The sequence below is a fragment of the Bradyrhizobium canariense genome, assembly GCF_900105125.1.
Classification (GTDB): Bacteria; Pseudomonadota; Alphaproteobacteria; order Rhizobiales; family Xanthobacteraceae; genus Bradyrhizobium; species Bradyrhizobium canariense_A.
Genome location: NZ_LT629750.1, coordinates 5,613,490 through 5,631,306, shown reverse-complemented (window position 1 = coordinate 5,631,306; position 17,817 = coordinate 5,613,490). Strand labels below are relative to the sequence as shown.

Here is a 17,817-nt window from a genome sequence, read left to right as displayed (position 1 = left end):
TGCCGGGTCCCATAGGCGTGCCCAATATCGCCTTGCCGATTTGGCGTTAACGCCATACATCCGGGCTATATGTGGCTGCGCTTTGACGCCCCGCCTGGATCATGGAGATGTCATGTCCGCCGAAATTCGCCTGTTCCCCTGCCTCTCCGACAATTTCGGTTACCTGATCCACGACCCCGCCACCAAGGCGACCGCTTCCATCGACGCCCCGGAAGCCGCGCCGGTCATCAAGGCGCTTGAGCACGAAGGCTGGACGCTGACCGATATTCTGATCACCCATCATCACGGCGACCATGTCGGCGGCGTCGCGGAGCTCAAGCAAAAATATGGATGCCGCGTGGTCGCCCCTCACGACAAGACCACTAAAATCGGAAATGTCGACCTGCGCGTCGCCCAGGGCGACGTCCTGAAGATCGGGAGCCTGCTGGCGCGGGTGCTGGAGACGCCGGGCCATACGCTCGACCATGTCAGCTACGTGTTCGACAATGAGAAGACGCTGTTTGCTGCTGATACGCTGTTCTCGATCGGCTGCGGACGGGTGTTCGAAGGCACCTATCCGATGATGTGGGACTCGCTGTTGAAGCTGCGCGCGCTGCCCGACGACTTCGACCTCTACTGCGGACATGAATATACCGCTTCCAACATCAAATTCGCATTGACCGTCGAGCCGGATAATGCGGCGCTGAAAGCGCGGGCGGAGGAAGTGACGCGGCTACGCGCCGCCAATCAGCCGACCATTCCGGCAAAGCTCGGCGATGAGAAGAAGGCGAATGTGTTCCTGCGCGCCGACGAACCGTCTGTCGCCGCCAACCTGCGCATGAAGGGCGCGAGCGCCGACAAAGTGTTCGGCGAATTGCGCGAGCGCAAGAACAAATCCTGATGAACGCGGTCACCGCCGCCGAGATCATTGCGCAGCTTGGACTGACGCCGCATCCCGAGGGCGGGCATTATCGCGAGACCTTTCGCGACCCGCACGTTGACGCCAGCGGGCGCGCCTTCTCCACCGCGATCTATTTTTTGCTGGCGCGCGGCGAGCGCTCGCACTGGCATCGCATCGACGCCGTCGAGATTTGGCACCATCACGCCGGCAGCGCGCTGGTGCTGCAAATGGCCGATGACAGCGGCTCACGCAGCGTCAGGCTTGGTCCCGATCTAGCCAGCGGCGAAGTCCCGCAGACTATCGTTCCCGCGCAAGCCTGGCAGGCGGCCGAAAGCACCGGCGACTGGACACTGGTCGGATGCACGGTCGCGCCGGGATTTGAGTTTGCGAAGTTTGAATTGGCGCCGAAGGATTGGACGCCTTTTTAAGCCTCGTCGCTCTGGAGCGCGGGGCAACGCGAATCCTGAATCTGGAGATGATTCTACGATCGAGATTCCGGGTTCGCACTTCGTGCGCCCCGGAATGACAGGTGAAGCGCATCGCATCTCAGCGACGCCAAACCATATCCTTCGCTGCGATCAATCCGCCGCCGGCGATCAGCACCGCCGCGATGGCGATCGCAACGCTCAGCTTCGCAAAGCCCGCCATGATCAGAAAGCCGGTCGAGAGCAGCGGCGTGGCGTAGGAGGCTGCACCGAGCACGCGGATGTCGCCGCGTTTCATGCCGATATCCCAGGCATAGAACGCAGCACCCACGGGGCCGACGCCGAGCGCCATGATCGCCAGCCATTGCGCCATCGTCTGCGGCCAGACCGTAACCTCGACGATCCCATGCACGGCCGCGGCCAGCAGAGCGGTTGCAAGACAAAAACCGGCGACCGCGTCGGTCGGCACCGATTTGAGCTTGCGTGACAGCACCGAATAGGCCGCCCACACGAAGGCCGCGATAAAAGCCGCGACCAGCCCCGGTATCTGGCCGGGCGCGAAACCATGACCGCTATTGCCCGCGAACAACAGCACGGTGCCGGCAAGTCCCAGCAGCGCTCCGATCATATGATGCGGCGCCAGCCGCTCGCCCGGCAGCAGCGATGAAAACAGCACGATCAGCAGCGGCCAGAGATAGTTCAGCAGCCCGGCTTCGGCCGGCGGCGCGAAGCGCAAGGCCAGGAAATACAGCGCGTGATAGCCGAACAGGCCGCCGACCCCGACGATCCAGACCATGAGGGGTTGCCGCAATGCCTTGATTGCATCCGGCCGGCGAATCCACGCCAGCGAACCGACCAGCGCGCCGATCGCAAACGTCATGGCCGCCAATTGGAATGCGGGAATTGTGCCGGTCGCGACCGTCAGCGCCGCGAGCAGCGACCACATCAGGATCGCCGTCAATCCGATCAGTGTAGCGGTGCGGGAGGTCATTGTATCGGCAATTGGCAGGAGAGATGAAGTTGAGCACTCCGTCATACCCGGGCTTGTCCCGGGCATCCACGTCTTTAATGAAGTTACCTGCGAGCAAGACGTGGATGGCCGGGACAAGCCCGGCCATGACGACTCACTAAGGCAACTGCTGAGAACAGCGGCGATGTACTTAGATCACGCGTGATACTGACCGCCGTTGACGGTCAGCGTCGATCCCGTGATGAAGCCGGCATCATCGGCGGCAAGGAATACGACCGCGCGTGCGATTTCTTCCGGCTCGCCAAGACGATTCACCGGAATCTGCGGCAGCACGTTCTTTTCCAGCACGTCCTTTGGCACCGCCTGCACCATCTCGGTGTTGATATAGCCCGGACAGATCACGTTGACGGTGATACCCGCCTTGGCATTTTCCAGCGCCAGGGCCTTGGTGAAGCCGATATCGCCGGCCTTGGCCGCTGAATAGTTGACCTGGCCGAACTGACCTTTCTGGCCGTTGATCGAAGAGATGCTGATGACCCGGCCGAATTTCCGCGCGCGCATGCCCTCGATCACCTGACGCGTCATGTTGAACAGCGAGCCGAGATTGGTGTTGATCACGGAATTCCACTGCTCGAGCGTCATCTTGTGAAAGGCGGTATCCTTGGTGATGCCCGCATTGTTGACGAGGACGTCAACCGGGCCCAAATCCGCCTCGACCTGCTTGATGCCGGCGACACAGGCGTCAAACGAACTGACATCCCATTTGTAGACGGGAATGCCGGTCTCGGCCTTGAACTTTTCCGCCGCAGTGTCATTGCCGGCATAGCTTGCCGCGACCTTGTAGCCGGCGTCTTTCAGCGCTTTGCTGATCGCTCCGCCAATGCCTCTCGTCCCCCCCGTCACCAATGCAACACGTGCCATTTCGATTCCCTCCTTGGTAGTCTTTTTATAAGCCGGAATTGTCCCGGTCTTTTGACGACCTCTCCAGATGAAAATGCCCGGCACGAAACCGGGCATTCCATTTTTATCAGCGTCGGCCGAAGTTGACAGATGATCTTTTCATCGCTCAACGCATCCAACTGCCTATTGTTCAGTCGCGTGCAATGCACATCGCAATGCCCATGCCACCGCCGATGCACAACGTGGCAAGGCCCTTCTTGGCATCGCGCTTCTGCATTTCGTGCAGCAGCGTCACCAGCACGCGCGCGCCGGAAGCGCCGACCGGATGGCCGATCGCGATCGCGCCGCCATTGACGTTGACCTTGGCCGTATCCCAGCCGAGGTCTTTGTTGACGGCGCAGGCCTGCGCGGCGAAGGCTTCATTGGCCTCGATCAGGTCGAGATCGCCGATGCTCCAGCCGGCTTTCTTCAGCGCGGCGCGCGAGGCCGGGATCGGCCCGGTGCCCATGATCTTGGGATCGACGCCGGCCTGACCCCACGACACGATGCGGCCGAGCACCTTCTTGCCTTCCTTCGCCGCCTGCTTCGCCGTCATCAGCACCACGGCGGCCGCGCCGTCGTTGATGCCGGAAGCGCTGCCGGCGGTCACGGTGCCGTCTTTCTCGAAGGCAGGCTTGAGCTTGGCCATCGCGTCCAGCGTCGCGCCGTGGCGCGGATATTCGTCGTCGCTGACAATGATGTCGCCCTTGCGCGATTTGATGGTCACCGGCACGATCTCGTCCTTGAACTTGCCGGCCTTCTGCGCCGCCTCAGCCTTGTTCTGCGAGTGGACGGCGAACTCGTCCTGCTGCGAACGCGTGATCTGGTATTGCCGGGCGACGTTCTCGGCGGTGTTGCCCATGTGGTAGCCGTTGAAGGCATCCCACAGACCATCCTTGATCATGGTGTCGATGAACTCGACCGGGCCCATTTTCACGCCCCCGCGCAGATATTGCGCGTGCGGGGCCATGCTCATGGATTCCTGGCCACCGGCGACGACGATTTCGGAATCGCCGTTCAGCAGCGCCTGATAGCCGAGCGCGACGGTGCGCAGGCCCGAGCCGCAAAGCTGGTTGACACCCCAGGCCGGGCTTTCCACCGGAATGCCGGCGGCGATCGAGGCCTGACGGGCGGGGTTCTGGCCTTGGGCTGCGGTCAGAATCTGCCCCATGATGACTTCGGACACCCGCCCCGGCTCGATGCCGGCACGCTCCAGCGCTGCCTTGATGGCGATCGCGCCGAGGTCGTGGGCGGGGGTGGTGGCAAACGCGCCATTGAAACTGCCGACCGGGGTGCGGGCGGCGCTGACGATGACGACATCGTCTGACATGGACATCTCCTGGGCTTGAGAAATTGGATGGCGGTCGGCCGGATGGCGGGCCTGTCTCTCGGGTCTATCCTGTTAACCTAGGCATGAAGTGTCAATCGGCCAGAGGATGGAAATCCCCCCGCGCCGCACTCAAAATAACGTCCTTGGTAGTTTCCTGAGCAGCACCTGTGCTTTGGAATTAACCGTGCCGCACAAAACGGTAGCCGAACGGCATTGAAAATGCTTACTTTGTTGCGTTGCGTTGCTCGTTAGCCCTTCGGCGGTGCCGTCGGGTTCCCGTCCTCGGTGTGCATTGTGTGAGCCCATGGCGAAAACTGACCAACCCACCACGATCAAGAAATACGCGAACCGGCGGCTCTATAATACCGGTACCAGCACCTATGTGACGCTCGAGGATCTCGCAGCGATGGTGAAAGATGGCGAGGACTTTCTCGTCTATGACGCCAAGACCGGCGACGACATCACCCGTTCGGTGCTGGCCCAGATCATCTTCGAACAGGAAAACAAGGCCGGCCAGAACTTGCTGCCGACCACCTTTCTGCGGCAGCTGATCCGCTTCTACGGCGACAGCATGCAGATGGTGGTGCCGAAATATCTCGAACAATCGATCGACACGCTGACGCGGGAGCAGGAAAAATTCCGCAAGCAGTTGACCAACACGTTCAGCGGAACGCCATTCGCGCCGCTGGAAGAACACGTTCGCCGCAACATGGAACTGTTTCAGCAGACATTTTCGATGTTCAAGCCGTTCGTGCCGCCGCGCGGCACTGCGGCGACCACGTCCGAGCCGGAAAAGGCATCTGAGTCCACGGCGGAAGACGGCAACATCGACGACCTTCGCCGTCAGATGAAGGACATGCAGGACCGTCTCGAACGCATGTCGAAAGAACCGAAAAAGGAAGAGTGAGCGCGGCGCGTTGGTCTGCCGTCGCCTCCCCGATGTCGTCCCGGCGAAAGCCGGGACCCATAATCACCAGCTCCAGTTGTCTTCAAAAAGTCTCTGCCCAGTCGCCTGACTCGCGCGGAGCCTGTCATCGGGCCGGCCGAAGGCCGGAGCCGTCGACTTGGCCGGGACGACGGCGTATTAGCTCACCGCCGGCGATACTGCACCGGACTGCGCACCCCATGGCCGCTCCGACGACGCTAGTCCGATCAAGCGGCCCTGGATGTAGTCGCAGCCCCAATCGCGCAGCATCACGGCCGATTCGTCATCCTGAACCCATTCCGCGACCGTCTTGATTTGCAGCCGGCGAGCCAGATCGATCAGCGTTTGCACGAAAGCGCGATCGTCGGCGGAGCGCGCGATGTTCTGCACGAAGGCGCCGTCGATCTTCACGATGTCCACGCCGAGCTTGCGCAAGTTCCGGAAAGACGTGTAGCCCGCGCCGAAATCGTCGATCGCGATCCGGCTGCCGAAGTTCTTGAGCCGCGTGACGAAACCGCGGACGTTGTCGATGTCCCGGATCGCGACCGTCTCGGTGATTTCCACGATCAGCCGTTCGCCGACGCCGGGATGCGCCAGCATCAGCGACTCGATCGAAGCCCACCAGTCCGGATCCATCGTGGTATCCGGCGAGATGTTGAGGCTGAGCTGCACGTTCGGTGATACGGCGAGTTCGGTGACCACGAGTTCGAGCACGCGGTGATCGACCAGCCTGATCAGGCCGAGCCGTTCTGCGACCGGCACAATGTCCGGCGCCAGCAGCACCTGCCCGTCGTTCTGCTCCATGCGGACCAGGCACTCATAGAATGACGTCTGTCGCGAACGCGCTTCCACCACCGGCTCGTACGCCATCACGATCCGCCGCTCGTTGAGCGCGGTGACGATCTCGTCGGTGACACGGATATTGACGCGGCGCTGCGCATCGCGCTCGACGTTCGGACGCCACAGCGAAAACGATCCGGCGCGACGCCGCTTCGCCATGTCGAGCGTTTCCTGGACGCGGTTGATCGCCTCGTCAGCATCGCGCGCATGGCGCGGCACGGTGACCGCGCCGATCGACACGGTCACGGAAACCGGACCGGATTTGGTCGGCACCACATCGTCGCGAACGCCGGCCAGGAATCGCTCGGCAGCGACATTCATGTCGTCGACGGTGCAATTCTTCAGGATCAGTCCGAATTTGTTGCCGGAGAAGCGGCCAAGCACATCGCCGGCGCGAAGCCTCGCGCGGATGCGCTTGGCCACTTCGGCAATCACCGCGTCCGCGACATCGAAGCCGAAGGCATCGTTGATGCGCGACAGATGGTCGATGCCGATCAGCATGAAGGCGCACGACGAACGGAACCGCGTTACTTCCTCGATGGTCTCGGCGAGCGCGGCGACAAGATGCGTGCGATTGAGTTCGCCGGTCAGCGGATCATGCCGCGATAATTTCAGGAGCTGCTCTTCGTGGGCGTGGCGCTCGTTGTTGAGGCGGACAATGCCCTGCGCGCGCACCGGCTTGCCGTCGGGGCCCGCGAACCAGGCACCTGATTCCTCGATCCAGATCACGGGGGCGGATGTGCTTGCCCGCACGCCATATTCGATACGGTAGGGCGCGCCGTCGTCGCTACGCGCGAGCGGCGACGGACTGAACGCGTCTGCCCGGATCGAACGGACCGGCTCGATCAGTTTCGAAAATTCGGCCCCGCTTGCCAGCGCCTGCGGCGGAATACCGGGAAAAACCGAGGCGGCGTGATCGCTCCAGGCGATCTCGTCGGTTGCGATGTCCCACGCGAAGGCGGCCTGGCCGAGCAAAGCGAGGACGGTCGAAGCTTGCGGAGGAGCCAATGCCACAGTTGCCTCATTTCGGGACGAAGCCGGACTGATTCCCTACCTACAGGATAGGGCTGATTGTACCAACGACCCATAAATAAACCGGAAACCATCTTGGACGATGGCGCGGAACGACTACGACGGTTTCGGCATAGCCCTTGCGACAGAGTAATGACGAGGGATCAAAAGTCCCGAAACGAGACAACTCAGTCGCAATCGGATTTACGATGTTACGGGAAGACCTATCAGAGCAGACGACAGAGGATGGTGCCGCGGCGGACGCCAAGCCTGCTTGCGTCGCGCTAGTGCCGTTGATTCAGGCGACGCAATGGTCGGCGAGCCATCGGCTGCCCCAGCCCAACTCGATTTTCGTCACGCAGCTGATCGCAACCGCCGAGCAGGTCCCGCAAACGCGCAATCTGCGTCGGGCGACGGCCTTCGATGCGCTCACCGCCTATCGGACCAACCAGCATTGGGTCGAGGGCGCCGGCATCCGGCCTCGGCAGATCATCTGAATTAACGCGGCGGCTCTTCCGGCGTCGGCGGCGAGCCGCTGCCGGGCTGCAACTCCGGTGACGGCACTTCCGGCGAGGCCGCGCTCGGGGTGACGGCGGGCTGCGCCAGGCTCGGCTCAGGGTGATCCAGCAGCACGGATTCGGCGACCGAGGTGGCGGCCGGCATCGACGGTGCAGGCGCAGGCACTGGTGCAGGGGTCGGCGCGGGCTCGAATCGGGGTTCCGACACCGGCGGCTCGGGTTTGCTGACGCTTTCCCTCGGGACCAGGGCCGCTGGCGCGACCGCCCTTCCACGCCGGGCTCGCAACGCGATGCCCGACAGGAAATCCGTCAGTGCGAGCAACGTCAGCAGGAAATAGGTCGAGCTGCCGAACCGCGGCCACATCACGAATTCGGCGGCCGCGCAGCCGAATACGACCAACGACAGCAGATGATCGGTGAGATATTTCGCTCCGGGCCGCGCGCCCTTGATGACCTCGCACAGCAAAAGCAGGATGCCGAGCGCCAGCAGGATATCGCTCAGCGTCACCGGCCACTCAGTGCCCGACACCAAGGTCAGCTTCACGATCGGCTCGGCGAAGGAAACGCCGGGCATCAGGAAGACGATGATGTTGTAGATCGCGACCGGGATCAGAAGCAGCGGAAAACCGACCATGGACATCGGCGGGGGCCTTCTTTTCGAGCAGGAGAATCAGGAGTTCTCGGACGAGTCTTGGGATACCCCTAAGAACTCACCGCGGGAACCGTCTTACCCCACTCGTTGGCCGAATTCAGGCACGCTGCGCCTGTTATCTCGGGCTCAACATCGCCCCACAAGATCAACGCTCGGGCTTTGAGCCCGAGCGAGTCGCACCGTGATCAGGATTCTTTCTTGGCCTTCAGAACCTGCCGGCCCTTATACATGCCGGTTTTCAAATCGAGGTGATGCGGACGGCGCAATTCGCCGGAATCCTTGTCCTCGGCATAGGTCGGCTTCTTCAGGGCATCCGCCGAACGGCGCATGCCACGCCGCGACGGCGATGTTTTTCTTCGGGGAACGGCCATATCGGTATCCTCTAGGGGTGTTATTGCGGCATCGTCCGTAACCGGACGGCTCAGCGCTTTCGGACGCGAACTGAAATGCCGATAAGGCCGCGCTTATAGAGGATGGGATGGCGCAAAGCTAGGGTTCAGTCGCGCCAAAATAGGCCAATATCGGCTTAAAAGGCGTGATTTTCGCGCCAGCAGTGCTGTAATTCCTGAGCTTGGGCGCGGGCCATATAGGTCCCGGCCAGCCGGCGCACCCCGGGACCGGGGTTACGGGCGCTGCGCTTGACCGGATTGGGAAGGGTTGCCGCCAGCAATGCCGCCTCGCGCGGCGACAGGCTGGAGGCCGGGTGGCCGAACGCGTACATCGCGGCGGCCTCGGCGCCGAACTGGCCGGACGGCCCAAGTTCGGCGATGTTGAGGTAGATTTCCAGGATCCGCTGCTTGGGCAGCACCCGGTCGATCCACAGCGCCAGCGGAAACTCCAGGGCCTTGCGGACCACGCTGCGGCCCGGCCACAGAAACAGGTTTTTCGCCACCTGCTGGGTGATGGTCGAGCCGCCGCGGGTCGGCTCGCCGTCCTCCGCATCGTCGATCACATCGCGTAACGCGTCCCAGTCGATGCCATGATGGATACAGAATTTGGCATCTTCGGCCGCAACCACCGAGCGCGGCAGTGAGGGCGAGATCGCATTGAAATCGATCCATTGCCGCGATACCGGCGCGCCGGTCAGCCAGCGCCAGGCCATCAAGGTCGAGACCGGATGGCCAGCGCGATACAGCGGTGCCAGCAGATAGGGCAGCACAAGCACGACGATCAAAATCAGCAATAAATTTCGGGCAATGCGCAAATCTGATGTTTCTGGTTCGGCGCGGGTCCCCAGAATGGACCCGGCCTGAGTGACATCTCCATGATAATTCGTGGGTTTTCCAGCACTTTTAAGGCGTTCCCACCTTGGGACTGGAATTGACGAAGCCGGTGCCATAACCGATTGTCCGGCCAAATTGATCTGGAGCTATTCTTAAATGACCGGCACTGCAGCTGACTTTTCTAACCGACTGGACCAGACCGCTGAGGATACCGAAGCCCTGCTCGCAAAACTGTTGTCCGAGGCGCCGCTGCCCGACGAGATTGTCCGGCCGAAGCGGCTGATGGACGCCATGCGTTATTCGAGCCTTGGTGGCGGCAAGCGGCTGCGGCCGTTTCTGGTGGTCGAGAGTTCCACCGTATTCGGCGTGCCGCGGGAGGCCGCGCTGCTGGCCGGCGCCGCGCTCGAATGCATCCACTGCTATTCGCTGATTCACGACGATCTGCCGGCAATGGACAACAGCGATCTGCGCCGCGGCCGGCCCACGCTGCACAAGAAGACCGACGATGCCACCGCGATCCTGGCCGGCGACGGCCTGCTGACGCTGGCGTTCGATATCATTACCCGCGACGAGATTCACCGGGATGCCAATGTACGCCTGTTGCTCACGCGGGCACTGGCGCGTGCATCGGGAATTGGCGGCATGGTCGGCGGCCAGATGCTCGACCTTGCCGGCGAGGGCCGGTTCGGCGACCGCGAGCCGGTAGACGTCGCGCGGTTGCAACAAATGAAGACCGGCGCGCTGCTGCGCTATGGCTGCATCGCCGGTGCGATCCTCGGCCAGTCCTCGCCAAAGGAATATCAGGCGCTTGACGATTACGGCCGCGCGCTCGGCGAAGCTTTCCAGATCGCCGACGACCTGCTCGACGTCGAAGGCGACGCCACGGCGCTCGGCAAGCAGACCGGACAGGACGCCGCACTGGGCAAAACCACTTTCGTCACCCAACTCGGGATCGACGGCGCCAAGCAACGCGTGCGCGATCTGCTGGCGCGCGCCGATTCCGCGCTCTCGATCTTCGGCGCCAAGGGTGACGTGCTGCGCGCCGCCGCGCGATTCGTTGCCGAACGCAAGAACTGAAGCCGCCAATGGCGGGCAAAGACACCGACGACGCCTTCCTTGTTCGCTTCCGAAAGATGTCGAGGCCGGTCCGCGTGGTTTACGGGCGCCCGCGCACGTTCCTCGCGGTCGCGATTGGCGTCGTGGCTTTCTTTGTGCTGCCGACCTCGCTGCGGGCGGAGACGCGCGCGTTGATCGGCTGGGATGTCTTCACCGTGGTCTATTTGCTGCTGGTGTACACGATGATGTTTCGCAGCGGGCTGGCGCATATCAAGCGCAACGCGGTGCTGCAGGACGACGGCCGCTTTTTGATCCTGCTGGTGACCGCGCTGGGCGCGTTCGCCAGCATCGCCGCGATCGTATTCGAGCTCGGCGCATCGCACCACAGCGTGCCGGAACTGGCGCTGGCGACCGCGACGATCGCGCTGTCATGGGCCACGGTACATACTATTTTCGCGCTGCATTACGCCCATGAATTCTACCGCCGCGCCAAGCCCGGCGGCTTGCAGTTTCCCAGCGGCGACACCCACGAAAACGCCGATTACTGGGACTTCGTGTATTTCTCGTTTGTGATCGGCATGACAGCGCAGGTCTCCGACGTCGGCATCACCGACAAGATCATCCGCCGTACCGCAACGGCGCACGGCATCGTCTCGTTTATTTTCAATACCGCTTTGGTCGCGTTGATGGTGAACATCGCCGCGAGTGCGATCTAGCAAAGCGCCTGAAATCCATGTCCGTCGTCGCGGTCTTGGATCAAGACCGAGACTCGCTGCCGTCGATATTGAACTGAGTTGGGATCCGGAGTGTTCGATGCCGCGCGGCTGCGGTTACGGACACCTTCCCGACATGATGGCCTGGTTCGAATTGCAACCCCACACCCGTTCGTCACCGGTGAGCGGCCGTGCCTGTTGCCGCGGCGGCGGGGCGCCATAGCCGGCGTCGAAGCCAGGCGCGACGCGATCCGCACTACCCGGACGCTCCTGGCGCGCGCGCCGGCTCGAACGATTATTATCGTTGCGCTGGACGGTCGCCTTGGCGCGGCGCTTCTCGCATTCATTGTCGTCATTGAGGAACGAGCCGTCGCCGCACGCGATTCTGCTGCAATGATCGCCATCGGCCTTGAAGCCGTTTTCGCAAACCAGCGGACAAACCCGCGACGATTTCTGCTTGATCGCATCGAGCGTATCGAGGCTTGCAGTTTTGACGTCGAGCTTGGTGCCGGCATGCCGGTTGAACAGCGCCAGCGAGCGCTGTGACGCCGTATTCCATTCGCCATCGGCTGCACCGGTAAGGCAGCCGACGCGGCGCAGCTCGATCTGCACGGATTTTGCGACCTCGGCGGTCGGCACTCCGGCGTTCAGCGAAGCGACGTTGGTCTGCTTGGCTTTTTCGGTTGCCGATGAAGGAGCGGCGTTGTTTGCGACCGCATTGTCGGCAATCGCCTTGTGGTCCGAAGCCGGACCTGTTGCGGAGGTCTCGACCGCGGCCCGTTTGCGTTCGGCGGCAGCGGCTTGATCGAGCGCAGCCTGCTTGGCTTTTTCGGCAGCAATGCGAGCCTGTTCGGCCACCTTTGCGTCCGCTTCCGCGGCCTTCAATTGCTGCGCGGTTTGCGTGCCCTCGGCGGCCAGCCGCGCCCGCTCCTGCTCGGCCAGCCGCGCCTTTTCGGTCGCCGCGACCCGGGCGTCTTCGGCGGCAATTTTGGCGAGCTGGATCCTGGCGAGGCTGGCGTAGAAGCCGTCGGGATATTGCGCAAGGAAGGCGTTCAACGCGTCCATGTTGCCGATCTGCAGCGCCAGTTCATAGTCCTTGCGGGCCTCGGCCTGAGGGTTGGGCGCGGGCTCGGCAACCACCGCCTTGGCCGGCACCAGCGGCACGTCGTCACCGCCGAGCGACCCATAGACAAACGGCTCCTGCCGATTGCTGGTGTTCTTCAGCACATCGTCACGGACAAACCCGAACGCCCGGCGCACGTCCAGCCCCGGCGTCGTCAGGTGCTTTGCCAGCGCGACCGTGAACGGGCTGTTGTTGCCGTCGCCATCCAATGCCGTCGAGCCGGCCTTGGCGGAGTAGGCGATCAGCATGTTCGGACTTGTCGGCTCGATCTTGGCAAGGCCTTGCCCGATCGCGCGCGACGCCAGGGTCCGTTTCATCTTCTTCGCAAATGGATTGTCGCGGCAGGCGTCGAGAATCACCAGCCGCAACTGCTTGGCGGGCTCGATCGCCAGCAGCACGCGGTCGAGCGACAAGGCTTCGTCATAAACGTCGGTGTCCCGTTCCAGCTTGGCATCCACCGGGATCAGATAATTATTGCCGTCGACCTCGATGCCATGGCCGGCATAATAGACCACCGCGATATCAGCATCGCTGGCGCGGTCGGCGAAATCGCGCAGTGCACGGCGCGTTTCGGCCGCCGGAAGATCGTGGCGGAAATCGACGACATCGAAACCGGCATCCTTCAGGGTTGCCGCGATGACCGTGCCATCGTTGACCGGATTTGGCAGCGGCGCCACGTTTTGATAGGCGGAATTGCCGATCACCAGCGCCACGCGTTTCTCCGCCCAAGCCGGCTGGCACACCAACAGCAGGGCCGCGGCGAGGAAAAATCGGCGCAATCCCAGTGATTCGAGCAAATTCATTGTCACGCCCCAAAAATTGCGGCCGTTGCAGCGTCGGCCACCCTATCAGAAGCCCCCGAAGCCTTTGTGAGCCGGATCACGAACCCGGACAGTTCGTAGTGGCCGTGGCAAAAGCCAGAAGGATCGTGAAACCCTTCCCTTTAGTAACGTCAGCTGGCTGCCGGTTCGAGAATTGCGGACCGCGTTTTTCGCGCTCAAGCTCGAAGGCCGTCGGAGCCGCAGGGGTCTGGAAAACACCTGGGCTCTCAATCCGCCGTGACGTGCTCCTGGTATTGCCGCAGATCGTCGGTGATGGCGAACCATCGCGCCTTGGAACCGACGAAGATGTGCGCCTTCGGCCGGATGGAGGGATCGTCGACCAGCGTCCCCATGGTGACATGGACCCAGGCGCCGTCCCGGACCACCGAATAGAGTAGCGAGCCGCATGTCCTGCAGTGCGCGTCATGGCCGTATCTATCGCCAAAGACCATGAGATCGCCCTCGCCTTTGGTCACCACAAGCTTTTCGCGCTGGATGCCGGCGAATGGTTTGAACGCTGAACCCGTCGCGCGGCGGCAGTTCGAGCAGTGGCAATTCAACGCATACGCGAACTGGTCTGCGACAGCATAATGGACCGCGCCGCACAGGCATTTTCCGGCCAGGATGCGGCCTCCAGTCTTTTCAAGACCTGTCATTTTTCAGGACCTGCCACTTTTGAGAACCTGTCATGTTTGAGAACCTGTCATGGGCTTCTCCATGGCGATGGATCTGGTCGTAGCGCAAACCGCCAATTCATGGCTTAATTCGAACCGGATGAAATCCAATCAGTTGAGCGAGGACAGCACGTGAGTGACGACCGTTCCACCGTTGAAGCCGTGGTCAAACAATATTTCGACGGCCTGTACGAAGGCAATGCCGACAAATTGGCTACGATCTTCCATCCCACGGCCGACCTGCGTTGGCTGGAAAAGGGCGAACTGCAGGTCCTCACGGTGCCGGACTGGCTGGATCGCGTGCGCAAGCGGCCGTCCGCCAAGGCCGAAGGCAAGCCGCGCGAGGATTTTATCGTGACCATCGACCGCTCGGATGAATCCACAGCTTTCATCAAGGTCCGCTGCCAGCTGCCGCCGCGCTACTTCACCGACTATCTGGTGGCGATGAAACTTAACGATGGCTGGAAAATCGTCTCGAAATCGTACCGCTACGATATGCGCGAGTAAGGACCGCTCCATTGACCGCGCCGGGCTTCCGGGTGAATTGAGGGGCGGAGGACTTCAAAGACCGTGGAAGCTACGTTCCAGATATTCCTGATCTTGCTTGCGGCGCTGGCGGGCACCGCGCTGCTGGCACGGCGCATCAACGTCGCGCCGGCGATCCTGCTGCTGCTGACCGGCATCGTGCTGGCCTTCGTGCCGGGCATGCCGTCGCTGGAACTGCCGCCGGAACTGGTACTGCTGGTGGTGTTGCCGCCGCTGATCTATTCGGCCAGCGTTGCCATGAGCTGGCGCGAATTCAAATCCAATTTGCGCCCCATCATCCTGCTGGCGGTCGGCTGCGTGATTTTCAGCGCCTTCGCGGTCGCCGCCGCGACGCATTATCTGATCGGGCTGCCGTGGAATGTCGGTTTCCTGCTCGGCGCCATTGTCGCGCCGCCGGATGTGGTCGCCCCGCTCGCGATCGCCCGCAAGCTCGGGCTGCCGCGCCGAATCCTCGTCATCCTTGAGGGCGAGGGACTCGCGAACGACGCCACGGCGCTGATCCTGTATCGCTTTGCGGTGGTGGCGATTTCAACCGGCGCTTTTTCACTGCCGAAAGCGAGCGGCGCCTTCGTCGCCATTATCATCTGCGAGCTGCTTTTCGGCGCCGCCGTCGGCTGGCTCAGCCTCAGGGCGCGCCATCGCGCCCGCGATCCGCAGATCGAAATCACGCTGTCGCTGATCACGCCTTACATCGCCTATTGGGTGCCCGAGCATTTCGGCGGTTCCGGCGTGATCGCCACCGTTGCCTGCGGGCTTTACATGAGCTGGAACGGGCCGCTGCTGATCTCGGCTGCGACGCGCCTGCAGGGCATCTTCTTCTGGGACTTGGTGATCTATCTGATCGAAGGCCTCCTGTTCCTGCTGACGGGCTTCCAGATGCGTCTGCTGTTCGAAAAATCGAAGGCGTTCCCGCTCGACGACATCCTGTTCGCGACGGCGCTGGTCGCCGTCATCGTCATCATCGCGCGCTTCGCCTGGGTTTTCCCAGCGACCTATTTGCCGCGGATGTTGAACAAGCGCCTGCGCGAACGTGATCCTTATCCGCGATGGCAAGCGACGTTCATCATTGCCTTCACCGGCGTGCGCGGCGCGGTCTCGCTGGCGGCAGCACTTGCGCTGCCATTTGCGCTTCCGGATGGCGAGGCCTTTCCCTACCGCGACCTGATCCTGTTCGTCAGCTTCGGCGTCATCTTCATCACCCTGGTTGGCCTCGGACTTGGCCTGCCGCCGATGGCCCGCTGGCTCGGCGTTGCGCAAGCCGGGCGTGACGAACATGTGGCGGAGCTTCAGGCGGAGATTGCGGCACGGCGCGAGGCGCTCGGAGCAGCGCTTGCCTCGCTCGACGCCATTACCGATGACCACGAATTATCAGATGAAGTGGTCAAGCTTTTGCGCGCACGCCACGAGACCCGCATCAACCAACTGCCGGACTCGCTTGATCCCCAAGCGGACGATGTCTCGGCTGCGGGAATAGACTTAACGCGCGAACTGATCGCGTCGGAGCGAAAGTTCATCCACATCCTGTTGCGCGACGGCAAGATCACCGACGAAACCCGGCGCCATATCGAGCGCGATCTCGATCTCGAGGAAGCCAGCCTCGCCAACCGCGAATACCGGAAGATGCCATGGTGAGAGTGGCGCGGCCCTCGCCTTCATCATTGCGAGGAGCAAAGCGACGAAGCAATCCAGAGCCCGCCGGCCACAAATCTGGATTGCTTCGCGGAGCCTGTCATCGGGCGCGCATTCGCGCGACCCGTTGGCTCGCAATGACGGAGATTATTACTCCGCCGCGGCGTTCCGGTCGGGCCGCCCGACATAGCCCGCCTCATCGCCAAAGCGCTCAAGCATGACCGCGGGCAGATCCTTGGCTTTGCTGGTCACGCAGGCGCCGGAACGCACGGTGTAGCGGTCCTGATGTTTGAGATGCGGCGGCGTCTCGCCCCGCTGCAGCGCGCGGGCCGCATCCATCACCAGTTTGCGGAAATGCAGGATGCCCAGATCGGTCGGACCGAGATGTTCGCGGGTGCGATCGGCAATCGGGCCCTGGCTGTCCTGCACGGCCGCGTCCTGTTCGGACACGCCCTTGATACCAGTATAGCTGTTGGTCTTCTGCAATTTGCGATCGATCAGATAGTCGTTGCCCTTGTTGCGCAAGGGCACGTAATTCTCATCGACCACCGACATCACGCCGTTACCACGGTTGTAACCGTCGCGCTCGGCGAGCGTCAGCGGACGCTCCGGATTCCACGCATAGGTGTAGATCCAGCAATTGGTATCGGTCACCGGAACAAAGCTCTGGCCGAAAATATTCTCGCCGGGCATCGAACTCGGCGCATAGGCATGAACCGGCATCAGGAACTGGGCGATGCGCCAGTAGATGTCGTCAGTTCCGGTGAGCCGCCCGCCGGCGACCGTCAGGCCGGCCGCGTGCGGACTGATCTTGATCACCGGACGCGGGTCTTCGGCGATCCAGCGCATGTGGTCGGTCGCGACCCGCGTCAGCGGATTGACGAAGTGCTTCTTGATGTCGAGGATTTCGCTCTCTTCCTTTTCGAAGGAGAGATGCGCGAAGGTGAAATGCGCGGTGTCGATCGAGCCTTCCAGCGCCTGCACCCAATTGCAGTCCTGCCATTTCTTGGTGACGTAGCGGTGCGAGGCCGGCACCAGCGCCATTTCCAGCGCGGGCAATTCGGGAACCGCGTCTGCCGGTCCCATATAGGCCCAGATCATGTCGCCCCATTCGCGCACCGGATAGGATTTGATGCGGATCAGGTCTTTCGCGTTGAGATCGGGATACGATGTCGGCATGTCGACGCAGCGGCCGTCGGTATCGAATTTCCAGCCATGGTAGACGCAGCGGATGCCGCATTCCTCGTTGCGGCCGAGCCAGAGATTGGCGCCGCGGTGCGGACAATATTGATCGATGACGCCGACCACGCCGCGGGAGTCGCGAAACGCCAGCAACTCCTCGCCCATCACGACGATCTTCTTCGGCGGCCCGTCGGCTTCCGGCAATTCCTCTGACAGCAAGACCGGCATCCAGAACCGGCGCAGCAACTCGCCCATGGGCGTGCCCGCGCTGCTTTCGGTCAGGAATTTATTGTCTTCTGCGCGGAGCATAGCCGTTCCTCCGGGGTTTTCTTTTGCTTTTGCCCAAGCTTGGCGCAGCGC

General features: G+C 62.3%; 18 protein-coding genes. 8 read left to right on the top strand and 10 right to left on the bottom strand.

The features are described 5' to 3' along the window. Positions 1–112: 112 nt before the first annotated feature. Positions 113–880, top strand: coding sequence for a hydroxyacylglutathione hydrolase (gene gloB, locus BLV09_RS26715; protein ID WP_146689535.1), 768 nt, complete (start codon positions 113–115; stop codon positions 878–880). Then, positions 880–1,308 carry a cupin domain-containing protein gene (locus BLV09_RS26710; protein WP_146689534.1) on the top strand — a complete coding sequence of 143 codons (429 nt, stop codon included), beginning with the start codon at positions 880–882 and terminating at the stop codon, positions 1,306–1,308. The genes gloB and BLV09_RS26710 overlap by 1 nt, the downstream gene beginning before the upstream one ends. Before the next feature lie 118 nt (positions 1,309–1,426). Here BLV09_RS26710 and yddG read toward each other — a convergent pair whose 3' ends face one another. From yddG to BLV09_RS26690, 3 genes are all read right to left on the bottom strand, one after another. After that, complete coding sequence (gene yddG, locus BLV09_RS26705) at positions 1,427–2,296, bottom strand: aromatic amino acid exporter YddG (protein ID WP_146689533.1); 870 nt, start codon at positions 2,294–2,296, stop codon at positions 1,427–1,429. A 174-nt stretch (positions 2,297–2,470) separates the two neighbouring features. Continuing rightward, on the bottom strand, positions 2,471–3,196 hold the full coding sequence (phbB, locus tag BLV09_RS26695) for an acetoacetyl-CoA reductase (protein WP_100387376.1): 726 nt from the start codon (positions 3,194–3,196) through the stop codon (positions 2,471–2,473). Between the two features lie 169 nt (positions 3,197–3,365). Continuing rightward, positions 3,366–4,544 (bottom strand): acetyl-CoA C-acetyltransferase, encoded by a 1,179-nt coding sequence (locus tag BLV09_RS26690; protein ID WP_100387375.1) that lies wholly within the window; start codon positions 4,542–4,544, stop codon positions 3,366–3,368. Positions 4,545–4,848: 304 nt separating this feature from the next. Here BLV09_RS26690 and phaR point away from each other — a divergent pair, with 304 nt between their 5' ends. After that, positions 4,849–5,451, top strand: coding sequence for a polyhydroxyalkanoate synthesis repressor PhaR (phaR, locus tag BLV09_RS26685; RefSeq protein ID WP_100385221.1), 603 nt, complete (start codon positions 4,849–4,851; stop codon positions 5,449–5,451). Positions 5,452–5,628: 177 nt separating this feature from the next. Here the strand turns inward: phaR and BLV09_RS26680 are convergent, their stop codons facing one another. Further along, the gene (locus BLV09_RS26680) at positions 5,629–7,323 is read right to left on the bottom strand and encodes a putative bifunctional diguanylate cyclase/phosphodiesterase (RefSeq protein WP_146689531.1); all 1,695 of its coding nucleotides are present in this window, start codon (positions 7,321–7,323) and stop codon (positions 5,629–5,631) included. A 206-nt stretch (positions 7,324–7,529) separates the two neighbouring features. Between BLV09_RS26680 and BLV09_RS26675 the strand changes: the two genes are divergently transcribed. After that, complete coding sequence (locus tag BLV09_RS26675; protein ID WP_244548826.1) at positions 7,530–7,817, top strand: hypothetical protein; 288 nt, start codon at positions 7,530–7,532, stop codon at positions 7,815–7,817. 1 nt (position 7,818) lies between these two features. Here BLV09_RS26675 and BLV09_RS26670 read toward each other — a convergent pair whose 3' ends face one another. From BLV09_RS26670 to mtgA, 3 genes are all read right to left on the bottom strand, one after another. After that, positions 7,819–8,472: a hypothetical protein gene (locus BLV09_RS26670; RefSeq protein WP_146691310.1), complete on the bottom strand. Its 654-nt coding sequence runs from the start codon at positions 8,470–8,472 to the stop codon at positions 7,819–7,821. Positions 8,473–8,675: 203 nt separating this feature from the next. Further along, complete coding sequence (gene rpmF, locus BLV09_RS26665) at positions 8,676–8,861, bottom strand: 50S ribosomal protein L32 (RefSeq protein WP_027540899.1); 186 nt, start codon at positions 8,859–8,861, stop codon at positions 8,676–8,678. Positions 8,862–9,016: 155 nt separating this feature from the next. After that, complete coding sequence (gene mtgA / locus BLV09_RS26660; protein ID WP_146689530.1) at positions 9,017–9,694, bottom strand: monofunctional biosynthetic peptidoglycan transglycosylase; 678 nt, start codon at positions 9,692–9,694, stop codon at positions 9,017–9,019. A gap of 175 nt (positions 9,695–9,869) precedes the next feature. Here mtgA and BLV09_RS26655 point away from each other — a divergent pair, with 175 nt between their 5' ends. Beyond that, positions 9,870–10,790 carry a polyprenyl synthetase family protein gene (locus BLV09_RS26655; protein ID WP_100385218.1) on the top strand — a complete coding sequence of 307 codons (921 nt, stop codon included), beginning with the start codon at positions 9,870–9,872 and terminating at the stop codon, positions 10,788–10,790. 8 nt (positions 10,791–10,798) lie between these two features. Further along, the gene (locus BLV09_RS26650) at positions 10,799–11,485 is read left to right on the top strand and encodes a DUF1345 domain-containing protein (protein WP_146689529.1); all 687 of its coding nucleotides are present in this window, start codon (positions 10,799–10,801) and stop codon (positions 11,483–11,485) included. Positions 11,486–11,599: 114 nt separating this feature from the next. Here BLV09_RS26650 and BLV09_RS26645 read toward each other — a convergent pair whose 3' ends face one another. Beyond that, positions 11,600–13,408: a caspase family protein gene (locus BLV09_RS26645; RefSeq protein ID WP_146689528.1), complete on the bottom strand. Its 1,809-nt coding sequence runs from the start codon at positions 13,406–13,408 to the stop codon at positions 11,600–11,602. Between the two features lie 245 nt (positions 13,409–13,653). Continuing rightward, a complete protein-coding gene (locus tag BLV09_RS26640; protein WP_146689527.1) occupies positions 13,654–14,082 on the bottom strand; it encodes a GFA family protein in 429 nt (142 codons plus the stop codon). A gap of 150 nt (positions 14,083–14,232) precedes the next feature. On the opposite strand from BLV09_RS26640, the gene BLV09_RS26635 reads away from it, so the two are divergent. Further along, positions 14,233–14,607 carry a nuclear transport factor 2 family protein gene (locus tag BLV09_RS26635; protein ID WP_100385214.1) on the top strand — a complete coding sequence of 125 codons (375 nt, stop codon included), beginning with the start codon at positions 14,233–14,235 and terminating at the stop codon, positions 14,605–14,607. Between the two features lie 63 nt (positions 14,608–14,670). After that, on the top strand, positions 14,671–16,278 hold the full coding sequence (locus BLV09_RS26630) for a Na+/H+ antiporter (protein ID WP_146689526.1): 1,608 nt from the start codon (positions 14,671–14,673) through the stop codon (positions 16,276–16,278). A gap of 147 nt (positions 16,279–16,425) precedes the next feature. Here BLV09_RS26630 and BLV09_RS26625 read toward each other — a convergent pair whose 3' ends face one another. After that, positions 16,426–17,766: a Rieske 2Fe-2S domain-containing protein gene (locus BLV09_RS26625; protein ID WP_146689525.1), complete on the bottom strand. Its 1,341-nt coding sequence runs from the start codon at positions 17,764–17,766 to the stop codon at positions 16,426–16,428. Positions 17,767–17,817: the final 51 nt, after the last annotated feature.